At 69.8% G+C, this 16,515-nt stretch carries 12 protein-coding genes and 2 rRNA genes; 6 read left to right on the top strand and 8 right to left on the bottom strand.

Annotated features, from left to right (window positions below):
• Positions 1–5: 5 nt before the first annotated feature.
• Complete coding sequence (locus AB0B90_RS05130; protein ID WP_362920861.1) at positions 6–1,466, bottom strand: PucR family transcriptional regulator; 1,461 nt, start codon at positions 1,464–1,466, stop codon at positions 6–8.
• A gap of 99 nt (positions 1,467–1,565) precedes the next feature.
• On the opposite strand from AB0B90_RS05130, the gene gabT reads away from it, so the two are divergent.
• Positions 1,566–2,918: a 4-aminobutyrate--2-oxoglutarate transaminase gene (gene gabT / locus AB0B90_RS05135; RefSeq protein ID WP_350944809.1), complete on the top strand. Its 1,353-nt coding sequence runs from the start codon at positions 1,566–1,568 to the stop codon at positions 2,916–2,918.
• A gap of 528 nt (positions 2,919–3,446) precedes the next feature.
• Positions 3,447–3,689 (top strand): hypothetical protein, encoded by a 243-nt coding sequence (locus tag AB0B90_RS05140; RefSeq protein WP_350944810.1) that lies wholly within the window; start codon positions 3,447–3,449, stop codon positions 3,687–3,689.
• 160 nt (positions 3,690–3,849) lie between these two features.
• On the opposite strand, the gene AB0B90_RS05145 is transcribed toward AB0B90_RS05140, so the two are convergent.
• The 5 genes from AB0B90_RS05145 to AB0B90_RS05165 form a co-directional block, all read right to left on the bottom strand.
• On the bottom strand, positions 3,850–5,085 hold the full coding sequence (locus AB0B90_RS05145) for a saccharopine dehydrogenase C-terminal domain-containing protein (RefSeq protein WP_350944811.1): 1,236 nt from the start codon (positions 5,083–5,085) through the stop codon (positions 3,850–3,852).
• 198 nt (positions 5,086–5,283) lie between these two features.
• Positions 5,284–6,522 (bottom strand): extracellular solute-binding protein, encoded by a 1,239-nt coding sequence (locus AB0B90_RS05150; protein WP_362920864.1) that lies wholly within the window; start codon positions 6,520–6,522, stop codon positions 5,284–5,286.
• 152 nt (positions 6,523–6,674) lie between these two features.
• Complete coding sequence (locus AB0B90_RS05155) at positions 6,675–8,180, bottom strand: CoA-acylating methylmalonate-semialdehyde dehydrogenase (RefSeq protein WP_350944815.1); 1,506 nt, start codon at positions 8,178–8,180, stop codon at positions 6,675–6,677.
• The gene (locus AB0B90_RS05160; protein WP_350944816.1) at positions 8,177–9,475 is read right to left on the bottom strand and encodes an aspartate aminotransferase family protein; all 1,299 of its coding nucleotides are present in this window, start codon (positions 9,473–9,475) and stop codon (positions 8,177–8,179) included. The genes AB0B90_RS05155 and AB0B90_RS05160 overlap by 4 nt, the downstream gene beginning before the upstream one ends.
• A gap of 381 nt (positions 9,476–9,856) precedes the next feature.
• Entirely contained in the window at positions 9,857–11,368 is a 1,512-nt protein-coding gene (locus AB0B90_RS05165) for an MFS transporter (RefSeq protein WP_350944817.1), read from the bottom strand.
• Positions 11,369–11,422: 54 nt separating this feature from the next.
• Here AB0B90_RS05165 and AB0B90_RS05170 point away from each other — a divergent pair, with 54 nt between their 5' ends.
• From AB0B90_RS05170 to AB0B90_RS05185, 4 genes are all read left to right on the top strand, one after another.
• Positions 11,423–12,208: a TetR/AcrR family transcriptional regulator gene (locus AB0B90_RS05170; protein WP_350944819.1), complete on the top strand. Its 786-nt coding sequence runs from the start codon at positions 11,423–11,425 to the stop codon at positions 12,206–12,208.
• Between the two features lie 195 nt (positions 12,209–12,403).
• The gene (locus AB0B90_RS05175; RefSeq protein ID WP_350944821.1) at positions 12,404–14,029 is read left to right on the top strand and encodes a PucR family transcriptional regulator; all 1,626 of its coding nucleotides are present in this window, start codon (positions 12,404–12,406) and stop codon (positions 14,027–14,029) included.
• A gap of 9 nt (positions 14,030–14,038) precedes the next feature.
• Positions 14,039–14,434: a cupin domain-containing protein gene (locus AB0B90_RS05180; RefSeq protein ID WP_350944822.1), complete on the top strand. Its 396-nt coding sequence runs from the start codon at positions 14,039–14,041 to the stop codon at positions 14,432–14,434.
• Between the two features lie 353 nt (positions 14,435–14,787).
• Positions 14,788–16,035 (top strand): phosphodiester glycosidase family protein, encoded by a 1,248-nt coding sequence (locus AB0B90_RS05185; protein WP_350944823.1) that lies wholly within the window; start codon positions 14,788–14,790, stop codon positions 16,033–16,035.
• A 139-nt stretch (positions 16,036–16,174) separates the two neighbouring features.
• On the opposite strand, the gene rrf is transcribed toward AB0B90_RS05185, so the two are convergent.
• A 5S ribosomal RNA gene (rrf, locus tag AB0B90_RS05190) occupies positions 16,175–16,291 on the bottom strand.
• A gap of 135 nt (positions 16,292–16,426) precedes the next feature.
• Positions 16,427–16,515 (bottom strand): 23S ribosomal RNA (locus AB0B90_RS05195); the annotation flags it as partial.

Raw genomic sequence — 16,515 nt, forward strand, 5'->3', positions numbered from 1 at the left:
CGCCCTCACCTGGCGACGGCGAGGGCGACCCAGAGTTCGGCGCGGACGGCGGGGTCCTCAAGGTCACGTCCGACCAGTTCCGCCACCCGCCGCATGCGGTAGCGCAGAGTGTGGCGGTGCACCCCGAGCCGCTGCGCCGCCGCGTCCCAGTGACCGTTGCAGTCCAGGTAGACGCGCAGGGACCCGAGCAGATCCGCACGCGAGCCGTACTCCCTGAGCGGGGCGAGCAGCGCGGCGGAGAACGCCTCCGCCACGCCGGGGTCGAGCAGGGAGAGCAGTCCCTGCCCCGCCAGGTCGGCGAAGCGCGCCACCGGCGCGGTGCCGCGCCCGGCCGCGGCGAGCGCCCGGTCGGCCTGCTCCAGTCCCTCGCGCAGGTCGTCGAGACCCACCGGTTCGCCGACCCCGACGGGGCCGTACTCGCCGAGCGTCGCGGCCACGGCGTCGGCCCGCGCGGGCGGGACCAGCAGGACCACCCTGTCGCCGTCGGCCGCCGCGAACTCGGCCCCCGCGGCCTCGAGCACCGCCTCCGGCTCACCGGCGCAGGCGATCGCCACCAGCGGCTCGCCGGCGAGCCGCTCCCCCAGCCGCTCCAACGTCTCGCGCCCGGCCTCCGGCTGCCCGGCCAGCAGCAGCCGCAGCACCGCGGAGCGGACCCGGCGTTCGGCGGCCAGGTGCTCCACGCCGTGCTCGACGGCGAGTGTGAGCAGGGACGCGGCGGCGTTGACCACGGTGTGCGCGACCGGGGTGAAGGACCGGCCGATGCCGACGGCGAGGAATCCCCTCACCCGACGGGCTCCCAGTGGCCGCACGATGACGTGTTCCTCGGGTGAGGAGAGGGCGACGCTCGCGGGAGCGCCCTGACTCGTGATCCTTCTCAGCCGTTCCAGCTCGGGGCCGAGGTCTCCGGCCGCCGCGGTGGCGCCTCTGCCCGCCAGATGTCGTACGGCCCCCGCCTCGTCGAGCAGGATCGCCCAGCCGCCCAGCTCGCGGGCGAGGCGGTCGATCACCGCGCGAGGGCCCTCCGGGCGCAGCGCGGCGCGGGTGAGGCGGCCCTGGGCGGCGAAGGCGCTGCTGAGCTCGTCGTACTGCTCGGCGGCGATCAGCTCGCTCACCGCCTTGCCGATGGCGACGAACGGGGTGTCGCGCGGCACCTCGACGAGCGGCAGCCCGGCCCGCGTGGCGGCCTCGACCAGCGCCTCGGGGATCGTCTCGTGCCCGAGTCCGACGCCGAACCCGAGTCCGGCGACGTCTCTGGCGACCAGGCGCTCGACGTAGGGTCCGGCGTTGCGGGCGTCCAGGCGCATGCCCGTGGTCAGAACCAGTTCGCCGCCCTCGAGGAACGGGGTGGGATCTTCCAGCTCGCTGACCGCCACCCAGCGCACCGGCCGGTCGAGCGCCTCCCGCCCGGTGAGGACCACGAGCCCGAGGGCGAGTCGCCGTACGACGGTGTTCAGCGTCGGCGCCATCCCCACCCCCTTTTTTTGTACGTTATGTCTATTCTGCTCTTCGCAATTTTGCCATAGTGCATCATCGGCACACCGGCATCGGCGACATAGCTTCACATCATGAGCACCGTCACCGAGGGCGGCCCCTCGCTTCCGCAGGAGCGCCGCCTCGTCACCGAGATTCCCGGCCCGAGGTCCCGCGAACTGCTCGCGCGCAAGCAGGCCGCCGTACCACCGGGCATCGGCACCACGCTGCCCGTCTTCGTGACGCACGCCGGGGGCGGTGTCGTCGTCGACGCCGACGGCAACTCTCTGATCGACTTCGGGTCCGGCATCGCGGTGACCGGTGTCGGCAACTCCGCCCCGCGCGTCGTCGAGCGGGTGAGCAGGCAGGTGGCGGACTTCACCCACACCTGCTTCATGATCACGCCGTACGAGTCGTACGTGCGGGTCGCCGAGAAACTCAACGAGATCACCCCCGGTGACCACGAGAAGCGCACCTTCCTGCTCAACAGCGGCGCCGAGGCGGTGGAGAACGCGGTCAAGGTCGCCCGCCACGCCACCGGCCGCCAGGCGGTCGTCGTCTTCGAGCACGGCTACCACGGCCGGACCCTGCTGACGATGACGCTGACGGCCAAGAACATGCCCTACAAGCACCGCTTCGGCCCGTTCGCGCCCGAGGTCTACCGGGTACCGCTCGCCTACCCGTTCCGCTGGCCCACCGGCCCGGAGAACTGCGCCGAGGAGGCCGCGGCCCAGGCGATCGACCAGATCACCAAGGAGATCGGCGCCGAGAACGTCGCCGCCGTGGTGATCGAGCCGATCGCGGGCGAGGGCGGCTTCATCGAGCCCGCCAAGGGCTTCCTGCCGAGGATCCTGGAGTTCTGCCGCGAGAACGGCATCGTCTTCGTCGCCGACGAGGTGCAGACCGGCTTCTGCCGTACCGGCCACCTGTTCGCCTGCGAGGACGAGGGCATCGTGCCCGACATCATCGTCACCGCGAAGGGCATCGCGGGCGGCCTGCCGCTCGCCGCCGTCACCGGCCGCGCCGAGATCCTCGACAAGGTCCACGTCGGCGGGCTGGGCGGCACCTACGGCGGCAACCCGCTCGCCTGCGAGGCCGCGCTGGGCGTGATGGAGACCATCGAGGCCGACGACCTGATCGGGAAGGCCCGCCGCATCGGCGAGACCATGCTTCCGCGGCTGCGCGCCATGGCGAGGAGAAACCCGATCATCGGCGACGTACGCGGCCGGGGCGCCATGATCGCCATCGAGCTGGTCGTGCCCGGCACCGGCGAGCCCCACCCCACGGCGGCGGGCGAGATCGCGAAAAGGTGTCACGCGGAGGGTCTGCTCGTGCTGACCGCGGGCACCTACGGCAACGTGCTGCGCTTCCTGCCGCCACTGGTCATCCCCGATCACCTCCTGGAGGAGGGGCTCGCGATCCTGGAGAAGGCCGTGAACGAGGCCTGACTGTTTAGAACGCACCAAAAGGGGCACCCGGCTTGATGCCGAGTGTCCCTTTTGCCGCTATACGGCCCGCATGTAGGCCGTGATTTAACCACCGCTTGACATCCGCCACAGCGATCACGGGTCGTGACCGCGTTATAACGGTTCCGATATGAAAGTACGCGATCAAGACAGGAAACGTGCCGACGTCCTCCTCGCGGCCGAGCCACGGGAGAGAACAAGGAGTCACCACGCTGGAGGAATGTGATCGGCTTCCTCCCCACGACCGAAGCCAGGGGATTCCAACCCGCACGGGGTGGGTCTCCCGCTTCACCGCCAGTTGCCCGCCAGGAGAGAAATTCTCCCCTCTGAGGTCCTACCCCGGCTCCACAGGCGTTTTCTCTCGCCGCCGGCCCGGCGGCGAGGGTGGTGCGGGTATGCGCAGGCGGCTCGGCCATCGCCACCGCACGCGCATGCCACCAACCCGTACGGCGCCTTGCCGCGTTTCCTTCCCACGCCTCAAGGCGGGGTCTCCGCGCTGAAAGGAACACGATGAACTGGAGGCCGCCCAGCACGGCACACGCCACGATGACCTTCGATCCCGACGGACTGACCCGCACCCAGCGTGAGGGCGACGCCTGCGTGGCCTGCCACAAGAAGTGGCCTCGCCCGCGGACCAGGATCGGCCGCCTCCCCGACGGCACGGCCCTCTTCGCCTGCCCGGAGTGCGCCGACGCGCTGCTGCCGCAGCAGGACGACGCCCGCTCCCGGCCCCGGCGCGTGGCCTTCTTCTGAGCTCTTCTCGACAACCGGTGCGAGTCCGCGGCCCCGCACCGGTTGATCACCGGTACGGCCGCGGCCTCCGTCGGCACCCCGATCACCCTCGCGAAGCCGATGCGGCCGGAATCCCCGGAACGCCTTTACCAAGTAAGCCGAGGAGACGGCGGGGAGGCCCTCAGGCGGACAGGAGCGTCTCGGCGCTCTCGGCGCTCTCGTCGCGCATGCCCCACGGCGAGCCGTAGGCGTTGAGCAACTCCAGGAAGGGCACCGCGTCGAACGCCTCGGGGCCGAGCACGCCACTGCCCGACCAGGCACCGGTGGCCAGCAGTTCCAGGGCGACCACCGGGTGCACGGCCGTCTGCCAGACCACGGCCTGGCAGCCGTACTCCCGCATCGACCACTCGTTGTCGACCACGTGGTAGAGATACACCTCGCGCGGCCGGCCGTCCTTGCCCACACCCTTCACCCAGGTCCCGGCGCAGGTCTTGCCGCGCATCCGGTCGCCGAGGGTGGCCGGGTCGGGCAGGCTGGCCGCGACCACGTCGCGCGGCGAGGCCTCGACTCCCCCCACCTTGATCTTGTCCGCGTTGTCCAGGCCGAGCTTGTGCAGGGTCTTCAGGACCCCGATGAACTCCTCACCCAGGCCGTACTTGAACGTCACCCGCTTGGCGTCGATGTAGCGGGGCACGAGGAGCACCTCCTCGTGCTCGACGTTGACGCACTCGACCGGCCCGATCCCCTCGGGGAAGTCGAACACCTCGGGCTCGCTGAACGGCTCGGTGGTGTGCCAGCCGCCGTTCTCCCAGATCACCGGCGGGTTGAGGCACTCCTCGATCGTCGTCCAGATGGAGAACGTCGGCGCGAAGTCGTAGCCGTCGACCACCAGGTTGGAGCCGTCGCGGATGCCGATCTCCTCGATGCTCCGGAACAGGTGCTCGGCGGCGTAGCGCGCGAACACGTCGGCGAGCCCCGGCTCCACCCCCATCCCCACCAGCGCCAGGCCGCCCTTCCGCCGCCAGGCCTCGGCGAGGGCGAACTGCTCGTCGCCGAGTTTCACCCCGGTCAGCTCGTACGGCCTGCGCGGGTGCGGTCGCGACAACGACATCGCCATGTCGAGGTAGTGCGCCCCGGCGTTGAGCGCCGCCTCGAACAGGGACATGGTGAAGCGGGGGTCCACGGCGTTGAAGAGCACGTCGCAGCGATGCTCGGCGAGGGCGGCCTCGACCGCCGCCCGGTCGGAGGCGTCCAGTCCGATGGCACTGAAGCGCGGGTCCGCGATCCTGGCCACGACGGCGGTGGCCCGGTCCTGTTGGGAGTCGGCGACCACGATGTGTTCGAAGAAATCTCGGCGTGCGGCGATCGGCACGACGGCGGAACCGACGCCGCCCGCTCCAACAAGAAGGATTCTCATGGCGACCAGACTACCCACTGACTGGTCAACCAGTCGATATCGATACCATGATTTTCCCACCGAATCCATCGCCAAACACGATCACGACAACGAAAAGCGCGGCCAAACGCGAGATATGCGGGCATGGCTGGAGACGAGTGTCACGAGGAGGGAAGGACGGGCCCGCGGCCCTTCACGCTCGGACCGGCGGGAAACCGATCACTTCAGGAGCTGCTTCCAGCGCTCCGCCCACTCGGTGTAATCGGTGCATTCCCCACCACGACCCCCGCAATCGCGCGTCGGGCGGGCGGCGAAGACGACATCGCGCAGCCACCGGCTGTCTCGCACGTGGTAGATCTCGCACATCCGGCGGGCGTGACCGCCACACGCCTCCGGATTGGCCGGGGCCAGCCCGGTCCAGGCCGCGGCGGGGCGCTGCGCCGACGCCGAACTCACCCAGTTCAGCCACCGGTAGCCGCAGTTGGGGCTGGCGGGCTTCGCCGCGAGCATCCACGAGTCGACCCACCCGGTCATCGGCACCCCCTCCAGCGCCTTCATCGGCCGGCCCGCGCGCCGGAAGAGGTCCAGGTGGTACGGGAGGGCCTGGGCGGTCCGCACCGGTCCCGCCGACAGGGCCCTGACCAGGTCGAGTGAGCCGTCCCAGTAAACCCGGCCGGGACCCTCGCCCTCGGCGAGGAGCCTCAGGGCGGCGTCGAGCTGCGCGGAAGTGAGCTGGAACGGATCCTCGGTCTTCGACCCGGGACGCCTCCCGCCGAGGGCGAGCGCGGCGTCGGCGATGCTCAGCGGGCTGTTCCTGATCGCCGCGGAGGACGTTTCGTAGAGCGCCGACGGCCCTTCGGGCCTGCCCTCCTCGTAGAGGACCCGGTTGACCCCCCACAGGTAGGGGATGCCGTAGACCTTGCCGTCCTCGCGCAGGCCGGGCAGCTCGCGCAGCCGCCTGGGGATCCGCCGGTAGTCGTCGACCAACGCCGTCTCCAGCGGCGCCACCTTCCCCTGCGCCACCAGCAGCCCCGCCAGGTCGGGGGCGGGTGAGACGGCGTCGTAGGCGCCGGTGGCGAACCTGACGGCCATCTCCTCGCTCGTACGGACCCGGTCGAGCTTGACGACGCAGCCGCTCTCCCGCTCGAAGGGCGTGAGCCAGTTGACCTGCGAACTGGTCCCGCCGTACTCGACGTACCCCTGGAAGGTGAGCACCCGCAGCGTGCCCTCGCCCTCGCCGATGGACGGCGAAGGCGTCGGGCTCGGACTGGCCGCACGGGTCGCGGCGGTGGGCGTCGCGGAGGGGGTGACGGGTGTCGCGGAGGACGAGGGGCCGCGCATCGGCCTCGCCGTGGTCGTGGCCCCCGCCTGGGCGCAGGCGGCGAGCGCGAGCACGCCCACTCCGAGCAGCGCTCCCAGCCGCGCCAGGCGAAGCCTGTCCCTGCCCACGAGGCCCACGGGGTCTCCTCCCGACATCGCCACCGACCTGCCCGGGAGCCTACCGGCCCGCGCCCGTCCCGGGTGTCCGCATGTCGCACCGGGAAAGGGGCGGGAAGAAGACGCGAGGCCCACGCCCCGGCAGGAGGGGCGCGGGCCTCGCGGGTCGGAGGCTACCCGTTGGTCGGGAAGCCGAGGTTGACGCCACCGTGGCTCGGGTCGAGCCATCGGGAGGTGACGACCTTGCCCCGGGTGTAGAAGTGCACGCCCTCGGCCCCGTGGACGTGGGTGTCCCCGAAGAGCGACGCCTTCCAGCCGCCGAAGCTGTAGAAGGCCATCGGCACCGGGATCGGCACATTGATGCCGATCATGCCGACCTCCACCTCGTTCTGGAAACGCCGGGCCGCGCCACCGTCGTTGGTGAAGATCGCGGTGCCGTTGCCGAACTCACCACCGTTGATCAGCTCCAGGCCCTCCTCGTACGAGGAGACGCGGACGATCGACAGGACCGGGCCGAAGATCTCCTCCCGGTGGACCCGGGAGCCGGCGGCCACGTGGTCGAGGACCGTGGGGCCGAGCCAGAATCCGGCCGTGTCCTGGGCGGCACCGCCCCCGAGGACGGGGGTCAGGCGGCCGTCCACGACGAGCTTGGCGCCTTCGGAAACGCCCAGGTCGAGGTAGGAGACGACCTTGTCGCGGTGGGCCCCGGTGACGAGAGGTCCCATCTGGGAGGACGGGTCGCCGCCGGGACCGACGGTGAGCGCGGAGACCCGAGAGACGATCTTGTCGACCAGCTCGTCCCCGACCGGGTCCACGGCGAGCACGACGGAGATCGCCATGCAGCGCTCCCCCGCCGAGCCGAAACCGGCCGACACCGCCGCGTCGGCGACGAGGTCGAGGTCGGCGTCGGGCAGGACGAGCATGTGGTTCTTGGCGCCGCCGAGCGCCTGGACCCGCTTGCCGTGGGAGGTGCCGGTCTCGTAGACGTACCTCGCGATGGGCGTGGACCCGACGAACGAGACCGCGCGCACGTCCGGGTGCTCCAGCAGCCGGTCCACCGCCACCTTGTCGCCCTGGACGACGTTGAAGACGCCGTCGGGCAGCCCGGCCTCCTTCCACAGCGCGGCCATCAGCAGCGACGCCGAGGGGTCCTTCTCCGACGGCTTGAGGACGAAGGCGTTGCCCGCGGCGATCGCGATCGGGAACATCCACATCGGCACCATCGCCGGGAAGTTGAACGGGGTGATCCCGGCCACGACGCCCAGCGGCTGCCGGATCGAGTAGGAGTCGACCCGGGTGGAGACGCCCTCGGAGAAACCGCCCTTGAGCAGGTGCGGGATGCCACAGGCGAACTCCACGACCTCCAGGCCCCTCGCGACCTCGCCCAGCGCGTCGGAGTGGACCTTGCCGTGCTCCTCGGAGATGAGGCGGGCCAGCTCGTCGCGGTTGGCGTACATCAGCTCCCTGAAGCGGAACAGCACCTGCGAGCGCTTGACCAGCGAGGCGTCCCGCCACGCGGGCCAGGCCTCGACGGCGGCGGCCACGGCCGCGTCCACCTCGCCCACGGACGCGAGGTGGACGCGGCCCGCGACCTCCCCTGTCGCGGGGTCGAAGATCTCCGAAGTACGGTCGGAGCCTTCGACGGGGCCTCCGCCGATCCAGTGGGTGACGTTCTTCACGAGACGACCTCGGCGTTGATGGTTTCGAGCGCGCTGACGATGATCCCGAGGCCGTCCGCGGCCTCGTCGAGGGAGAGGGTGAGCGGCGGGGCCATCCGGAGCACGTTGCCCTTCAGGCCGCCCTTGCCCGCGAGCAGGCCGGACTTCCTGGTCTCCTCCATGAACCGGGTGGCGAGGGCCGGCGAGGGTTCGCCGGTCGCCGGGTCGACCAGCTCGACGGCGAACATCAGGCCCTTGCCGCGGACGTCGCCGACGATCGGCAGCCTCGGCGCCGCCGCACGGAGCCCGTCGATGATCAGGGCGCCGGTCCTCGCGGCGTTCGCCTGCAGGTCGTGGTCGAGGACGTAGTCCAGGGTGGCGTTGGCGGCGGCCATGGAGATCGGGTTGCCGCCGAAGGTGGCCAGTCCCACGGCGTGGAGGTTGTCCATCAGGTCGCCGCGGGCGACGACGCCACCGACCGCGAAGCCGTTGCCCAGCCCCTTGGCGAAGGTCATCATGTCGGGCGTGACGCCGTGGTTCTGGATGCCGAAGAAGGCCGAGCCGGTGCGCCCCCAGCCGGTCTGCACCTCGTCGGAGATGAACAGGATGCCCTCGGCGTCGAGGACCTCCTGGTAGGCGGCGAACAGCCCGTCGGGAGGCATGGTGAAACCGCCCACCCCCTGGATCGGCTCGGCGATCAGCGCCGCCACGTCCCCGGCGACGGCGGTGGAGAGCACGTGGCGCAGGTCGTCGACGCACGCCGCGATGTAGTCGGCGTCGGACAGGCCGCGGAACCGGGTGAGATGCCGGTCGGCGCCGTGCAGGAAGTGCACGTTCAGCGGTGACAGCGAGTTGTTCTTCCACGCGCGGTTGCTCGTGACGCTGACCGCTCCGAAGGAACGGCCGTGGTAGCTCTGCCGCATGGCGAACACCTGGTCGGACTTACGCGCGTAGGTCGCCAGCAGCAGGGCGGTCTCGTTCGCCTCGGTGCCGGAGTTGGTGAAGAAGACCTTCGCGTCCGGAATGCCGGAGAGCCTCGCGATCTTCTCGGCCAGCTCCACCTGGCCGCGCAGCAGGTAGACCGTGGAGGTGTGCACCACACCGGTGGCGATCTGCCGCTCGACGGCCTCGCGCACCTCGGGCACGTCGTACCCGATCATGTTGGTCAGGATGCCCGCGAAGAAGTCGAGATAGCTCTTGCCCGACGCGTCGACGACGCGGTTTCCCTTGCCCGAGACGATCTCGATGGGCTCGTCGTAGTAAAGGGCCAGCCAGTTGGGCATTACCGCGCGATGGCGCGCAAGGAGGTCCGACATACATCGAGTATCGCCTCTCGGGGCCATCGCTCATACCTACAATATGTCGGCATATCGCCACCAAACCCTGCACACTGTCAGGCTCGGTCCGTGAGGATCACCCTCACCGGGGCAGCGGGGTCTCGCGGGACACAGAAGGGCACTGAATGGCACAGAAGGCGGTCGTCCGCTTCGCCGGGAAAAGGTCCCTGACGCGGTCGTGCGGCACGGGGAACCCGTGCGGCTCACATCCCACGGCGACCTCGCATCCCGCGGCGGAGCCCGTCCGGCTCGCGTCCCACGCCGGAGCGCGGGCGACCTGAGCCCCGTCCCGGCCCCCGGCGGCTCGCGCCGTCCTCGGCGTGGCGCGAGCCGCACGGGGCCGACGGCCTGGACGACCTCTCAGCTCCCCGACTTCACCAGTCCCTCCTCCGTACCGGCCCCGGACACGGGCGCGGGGCGCAGCACCAGGAACGCCAGCGTGGCGGCGGCGAGGGTGAAGCCGACCCCCACCCAGGAGCCGAACGACATGGCCGAGACGAACGCCTCGCGCGCGGTCTCGATCACTCCCCCGTCCCCCAGTCGCAGCGCCTCACCGATCGACTCGCGCGCGGCGGCCGGGGCGTCGTCGGGCATCGACGCGGTGTAGACCCCGGCCAGCACGCTGCCGAGCACGGCGACGCTCAGCGCCATGCCGACCTGCTGGACGGTGTCGTTGAGCGCCGACCCGACACCGGCGTGCGCGGGCGGTACCGCCCCCATCAGCGTCGCGTAGGCCGCGGGTCCCGCGAGGCCCCCGCCGACCCCCATGAGCATGAGACCGGTGATCAGCAGGCCGTACCCGGTGTCGGCGGTCATGACGGCGAGCACCCCGAACCCGCCGGCCATCACGGCGAGGCCGACGGCTACCAGCATCCGGTTGCTGACCTTCTGCCCCAGCGCGGCGCCGACCCCGTTGAACACCGCGGCGGCCACGGCGTACGGCAGCAGCGCGAGACCGGCGCGCATCGGACTGTAGCCCAGCACGAACTGCAGGTACTGGGTGAGCATCAGCAGCAGCGCTCCCGTGCCGAACGACATCAGCACGATCGAGAACGACGCCCCGCTGAAGTTCCGGTCGCGGAACAGCTCCAGCGGGAGCATCGGGTGCTCCGTTCTGAGCTCCCAGATCACGAACGCCCCCAGCGCCGCCACCGCCAGCCCTGCGGCGACCAGCGACTCCGCCGAGGTCCAGCCCGCGGTCGGCGCGGAGATGACCACGTAGACGAGGGCGCTCATGCCGGTCGTGGACAGCACGACACCGACCGGGTCGAGCCTTCTCGCCGGACCGCGCGACTCGGGCATCAGCAGCGCCGCGGCGATCACGGCGACGATCGCGACCGGCACGTTGAGCAGGAAGATCGATCCCCACCAGTAGTGTTCGAGCAGGAAGCCGCCCAGCGTGGGACCGGCGATCACGCCGACCATCGCCACCGCGCTCCACGCGGCGATCGCCTTGCGGCGCTCCTCGTCGTCGAAGACGGTGATCAGGATCGACAGGGTGCTCGGCATCAGGATGGAGCCGCCGACGCCCATCAGCGCGCGGGCGCCGATCAGGTGCCAGGGCTCGGTGACCAGCACGGCGAGCAGCGAGGCGCCGCCGAACAACACCAGACCGATGATCAGGAAGCGCTTGCGACCGTAGCGGTCCGACAGGCTGCCGGAGGTGAGCAGCAGCCCCGCGAAGACCAGGACATAGGCATCGATGATCCACTGGATGTCGGCCGGGCTCGCCCCCAGATCGACCATGAGGGCGGGGATCGCCAGATTCAGGACGGTGTTGTCCACCACGAGGACAAGCAGGCTCAGACAGAGCACTCCGAGGATCCACCAGCGCCTCGGATCACGTTCGACTCGTACAGCGTTCGATTCCACTCGCACACCGTACGATAAACTCGAACAGCGTGCCACAAGATTTATGCTTGAGGAGTGGAACAGCAATTCAGCTCCGTCTGGACCCGCGAGCGGCGCACCGCGAAGAGTCCCACCCTCAGCCGCACGCAGATCGTGCGCACGGCGATGGAGCTGCTCGACGCCGAAGGGCTGGACGCACTGAGCATGCGCCGCCTGGGCGCCAAGCTCGGCTCGGGGACGACCAGCATCTACTGGCACGTGGCGAACAAGGACGAGTTGCTCGAACTGGTCCTCGACGAGGTCTACGGCGAGTTCGACATCCCGGACGTCCGGGAGACCACCTGGCGCAACGTCGCCTCCTCCTTCGCGTACTCCATCCGCCAGGCGCTCTTCGCACACCCCTGGGTCATCAGCTACATCGGGACCACCCCCGCCATCGGCCCCAACGCGATGCGGATGATGAGCCGGCTCGTCGCCACCTTCGACCACGCCGGGTTCCGCGGCCTCGACCAGGACCACGCCGCCTCGACGCTTCTGGCGTACGTGCTCGGGGTCACCGCGCCCGAAATCTCCTGGCGGGCGATGACCGCCAAGGCGGGCCTCGACTCCAACGAACTGAACGAGGCCCTGCAGCCCGTGGTGGAGAAGGCGGCAGCCGACTACCCCGAGCTGGCCGCCCGCTACGCCGAGTACCGGTGCGTGGACGTCGACTCCGCCAGGGCGCTCAACTTCGAGTTCGGCCTGACCTGCCTCCTCGACGGACTGGAGGCCCGCCTGAACCGCGCCACCCCGCCTCTGGCGCCGCGGAGCCACTCGGCACCCGGCGCGGACATCGAGGAAACCAGGGAGTCGCGCCGGTAGGCACGCAAGAGCGGGTGAGGGGTGGCGATGGAGTAAGGGCCGCCGCGGCACGGGTCTTCGATCCTTGGACCGCCCCCACAGGAGCCGAGCGGTGACCGCGCTCGCGGGGGAAAGCAGGTGGCGGGGAGGGTGGGGCAAACAGGCTGTAAAGCGTGACCCCCTCGCGCTTACATGCTGATCGGATATTCTCGACACGTGCTCCCTACCGTCGCCGACGTCCTCGCCCTGGACACCGTCCGTCGGGGCAATCCACGGGTCGTGGCGGGGGCCGACCGGCTGGACAGCCGGGTGCGCTGGGTGCACGTGGGCGAGGTGACCGACATCGCGCACCTGCTGCGCGGAGGCGAACTCGTGCTCACCACCGGCATCGCCCTGCCCGACGATCCCCGCAAGCTCGCCGACTACATCGCCGAGCTCGTCGCCGTGGGCGCCTCGGGACTGATCGTGGAACTGGGCCGCAAGTTCATCGGGGAGTTGCCCGGCGCCGTGGTCCGCGCCGCCGAGGAGCACGGCCTGCCTCTGGTCACCCTGGCCAGGGAGACACCGTTCGTGCAGATCACCGAGTCGGTGCACGCCCGGATCATCGACATCCAGCTGGAGGAGCTCCGCGCCTCCGAGCAACTGCACGAGGTCTTCACCGAGCTGTCGGTCGAGGGCGCCTCTCCGGCCGATGTCCTGGGCCAGGTGACGAGGCTGTCCGGGCGCCCCGCATTGCTGGAGAACCTCGCCCACCAGGTGCTCGCCTGCGAGACCGCCGGCCGCGACACCGGCTCCCTGCTCGCGGGCTGGGAGACCCGCTCCCGCGCGGTCGCGCCCGACCTGCGCACCGCCTACGACGCCGCCTCCGGCTGGCTGGTCACCATGGTCGGCGCACGCGGCCAGGACTGGGGTCGCCTGATCATCCTCTGCGACACGGAGCCAGGGCCGCGCGACATCGTGCTCGCCGAGCGCGCCGCGACCACCCTCGCCCTGGGCCGCCTGCTGGAGCGCCACCAGGAGTCACTGGAACGTCAGGCGCACGGCACGATCATCACCGGAATCCTCACCCACGCGTACGCCGACCCCGAGGAGGCCGCGGCACGCGCCCGCGCGGTCGGTGTGTCGCTCACCGGACGCAAGCTCATCAGCGTGGTGCTCCGCCTGGCCGAGCCCGCGGACAAGCCGCTGGAGGGCCAGGAGCAGCTCATCCAACTCGGCGAGCTGGCGGACGCGGCCGCCGCCGCCTGCCGCGAGGCCCGCCTTCCCGCCCTCGTCGGCGCCCTGGACCAGAATCGGGTCGGCGTCCTGCTCCCCCTTCCGCCGCGCGTCCTCCCCGAGGCCGCGCTGACCACGCTCGCCGATCACCTGCGCGCGGCCTTCACCGTCCCCTTCGTCCTCGCCGCCGGCTCTCTGGTCGAGTCGATCCGCGACGTACGGAGAAGTTTCCTGGAGGCCGAGCAGGTCTCCGACGTGGCCGTCAGACACCCCGACGGCCGCGCCTTCTACCGGCTGCCCGACCTTCGCCTGAGAGGACTGCTCCATCTTCTGCGCGACGACGCCCGGCTGCAGACCTTCGCGGAGCGCGAGCTCGGACCGCTGCTCGCCCACGACGCCCAGCGCGGCGGCGACCTCACCGGGATCCTGCGGGTCTATCTCGACTCGGGTCGCAACAAGGCCGTCGCCGCCCAGAGAGCCCATCTGTCCAGACCCGCCTTCTACGACCGTCTCCGCAGGTTGGAGCGCGTCCTCGACACCGATCTGGACGATGTCGAATCCTGTCTCTCCCTCCACGTCGCCCTCCTGGCCCTGGAGTCCTTCCGGAGAGACAGTCCCCGTTCCTGAAAGGTCCCCATGCCCGAGATCTTCGTTCCCGAGACCGCCGATCTGACCCGGATGGTCGCCGCCGCCGGGGCGTTCTCCGTCCCCACCGACGACGTGCGGCTGTCACCGGAAGAGCTGGAGCCCCACCAGATCCTGGCGGGTTCTCCGCGCGTCTCGTCGATCGAGTTGTGGTCCTCACCGGACGGCAGGCAGAGCCGGGGCATCTGGGAGATCACACCGGGCACGGTCGTCGATGTGGAACGTGACGAGATGTTCGTGGTCCTGTCCGGCCGCGCCACACTGGAAGTCGACGGCGGCGCCACCCTGGAGCTCGTGCCCGGATCGGTCTGCCTGCTCGCCGAGGGTGCCAAGACCGTCTGGATCGTCCACGAGACGCTGCGCAAGGTGTACCACTGCGTGGGCTGACGGAATCAGGTACGCGGGACCTCCAGCGTGAGCAACAACACTTTCTTGGGATGTTTCACCCGTTTGCCTCCCCTTGACCCGTAGATCTCGGCACGATGGTTCACGAAATCGGAGACCAACGGGGAGAGATGCACATGTCGCGACACCTTGTCGCCGGATTGATGACCCTGACACTCACCGCCGTGGCGGTTCCCGCCGAGGCGAAACAGGCGAGTGTCGGGTTTCCCTCCTCCGCGTTCCCGCTGGGTGTGAGCATGGCGCCGGTGAAGCAGCAGCAGAGCGTGGCACCGGGAATTACCCTTTTTAGTGTGAAACACGGCAAATCCACCCAAGGGTGGACAGTTTCCGCTCTTATGCCCAACGGGCATGACGCCGGTTCCCTGGTCACCGCACAGACGGTGGCCCAGGCGATGGAGGACGCCGGATTCGCCCCTGAAATTCTGAGAATCGTGCAGCCCGCCGCCTCGGACGCTCCCGCCGTGGAGCGTTACATGGTGAGGACCGGCCTGTGGTCGTTCGGCCAGCGGGCCAAGGCCGACAAGGTCGTGAAGGAGCTCAAGGCAGCCGGTGTCCGGGCCAAGACCGACTATCTCGGCGACGACGGCACAGACACCACCGGCCCCTGGGACATGCGCGTGCTGATGGTCAACCCGAAGCTGTTCAAGGGATCCTTCAAGACGAGCGTCGGCAAGAGCGTGGCCAAGCGCGAGAGCACCAGCTCGATGTCGAAGCTGGCCGGCGCCATCGCCGGGGTCAACGGCGGCTTCTTCAACATCCACACGGCCAAGGCTCTCCAGGGCGACCCGGTCGGTGTGTCCGTCGTGGGCGGCAGGCTCCTCAGCGAGGCCGTGCCGGGCCGCAGCGGTCTCGTCATCACCCAGGGCCGCAAGGCGCGGATCACCGAACTGAAGACCACGGTCACCGCGATCTCCTCCGACGGAACGAAGGCCGAGATCAACGGCATCAACCGGGCCGCCGGGGCCGAAGAGCTCGTCCTCTACACCGAGGAGTTCGGCGGCAAGACAGCAGCCGACGGCGGCATCGAGGTCGTCGTCAACGCCGCCGACGGCAGGGTCATCAAGGTCCGTCAGGCCGGCGGCATCGTCGCCCGGGGCACCTACCTGCTCCACGGCACCGGCCTGGCGGCCGTCTGGCTCCAGGAGCACGGGCAGGGAACCTGGATGAAGGTGGACGGGAAGGTCATCGACCTGCGCACGCAGCGGGCCATACCGCTCACCCCGGAGACACACATCATGGGCGGCGGGGTCGGGCTGGTCAGGAACGGCCGGGTGCGCATCACCGCGGCGGCCGACGGGCACGCCTCGATCAACATGATGCTCCGGCGTCACCCACGCACGATGGTCGGCGTCGACAAGTCGGGCGGGCTCATCCTGGCCACGGTCGACGGACGCAACCCCGGAGTCAGCGTGGGCGCCTCGATGGTGGAGGCCGCCCAGCTGATGCGGTGGCTGGGAGCCAAGCAGGCCATCAACTTCGACGGCGGCGGCTCCAGTGTGATGGTCGTCAACCACAAGCCCGTGAACCGGCCTTCGGACGGCGCGGAGCGAACCGTGGGTGACGGTCTCTTCATCACCCCCTGACGGGAAACAGCAGTGTGACGGAGAAGCCCCGGTCCTGGAAGGCCGGGGCTTCTCCGTTATTCGGGATCTGTTGAAAAGAAAGGACCCCTGGAAAGCACGAAAGGCCCCCACCAACGGTGAGGGCCCTACGTGAAAGATTGTCCGGCGGTGACCTACTCTCCCACACCGTCCCCGGTGCAGTACCATCGGCGCTGAAGAGCTTAACTTCCGGGTTCGGAATGTAACCGGGTGTTTCCCCTTCGCCATAACCGCCGTAACCCTATGAAACACACAAACACTACCGTTTGCTGTCTCAGAATTGCCTAGTGGACGCGGGCACAATCCCTGGCCTGGCGCTGCTCCGGACCCGGCGAAGGGACAGAGCGCTGCAACAGACCAAGCACAATGCTTTGTGGTCAAGTCCTCGGCCTATTAGTACTGGTCAGCTCCACACATTACTGCGCTTCCACTTCCAGCCTATCAACCCGGTCGTCTACCGGG

Origin of the sequence: Streptosporangium sp. NPDC049078, from assembly GCF_040648855.1 — a bacterium.
Lineage (GTDB): Bacteria > Actinomycetota > Actinomycetes > Streptosporangiales > Streptosporangiaceae > Streptosporangium.

Excerpts from the sequence above, each read along its gene's own strand:
- AB0B90_RS05130 (WP_362920861.1), bottom strand. The coding sequence starts at position 1,466 with ATGGCGCCGACGCTGAACACCGTCGTACGGCGACTCGCCCTCGGGCTC.
- gabT (WP_350944809.1), top strand. The coding sequence starts at position 1,566 with ATGAGCACCGTCACCGAGGGCGGCCCCTCGCTTCCGCAGGAGCGCCGC.
- AB0B90_RS05140 (WP_350944810.1), top strand. The coding sequence starts at position 3,447 with ATGAACTGGAGGCCGCCCAGCACGGCACACGCCACGATGACCTTCGAT.
- AB0B90_RS05145 (WP_350944811.1), bottom strand. The coding sequence starts at position 5,085 with ATGAGAATCCTTCTTGTTGGAGCGGGCGGCGTCGGTTCCGCCGTCGTG.
- AB0B90_RS05160 (WP_350944816.1), bottom strand. The coding sequence starts at position 9,475 with ATGTCGGACCTCCTTGCGCGCCATCGCGCGGTAATGCCCAACTGGCTG.
- AB0B90_RS05180 (WP_350944822.1), top strand. The coding sequence starts at position 14,039 with ATGCCCGAGATCTTCGTTCCCGAGACCGCCGATCTGACCCGGATGGTC.
- AB0B90_RS05185 (WP_350944823.1), top strand. The coding sequence starts at position 14,788 with ATGCCCAACGGGCATGACGCCGGTTCCCTGGTCACCGCACAGACGGTG.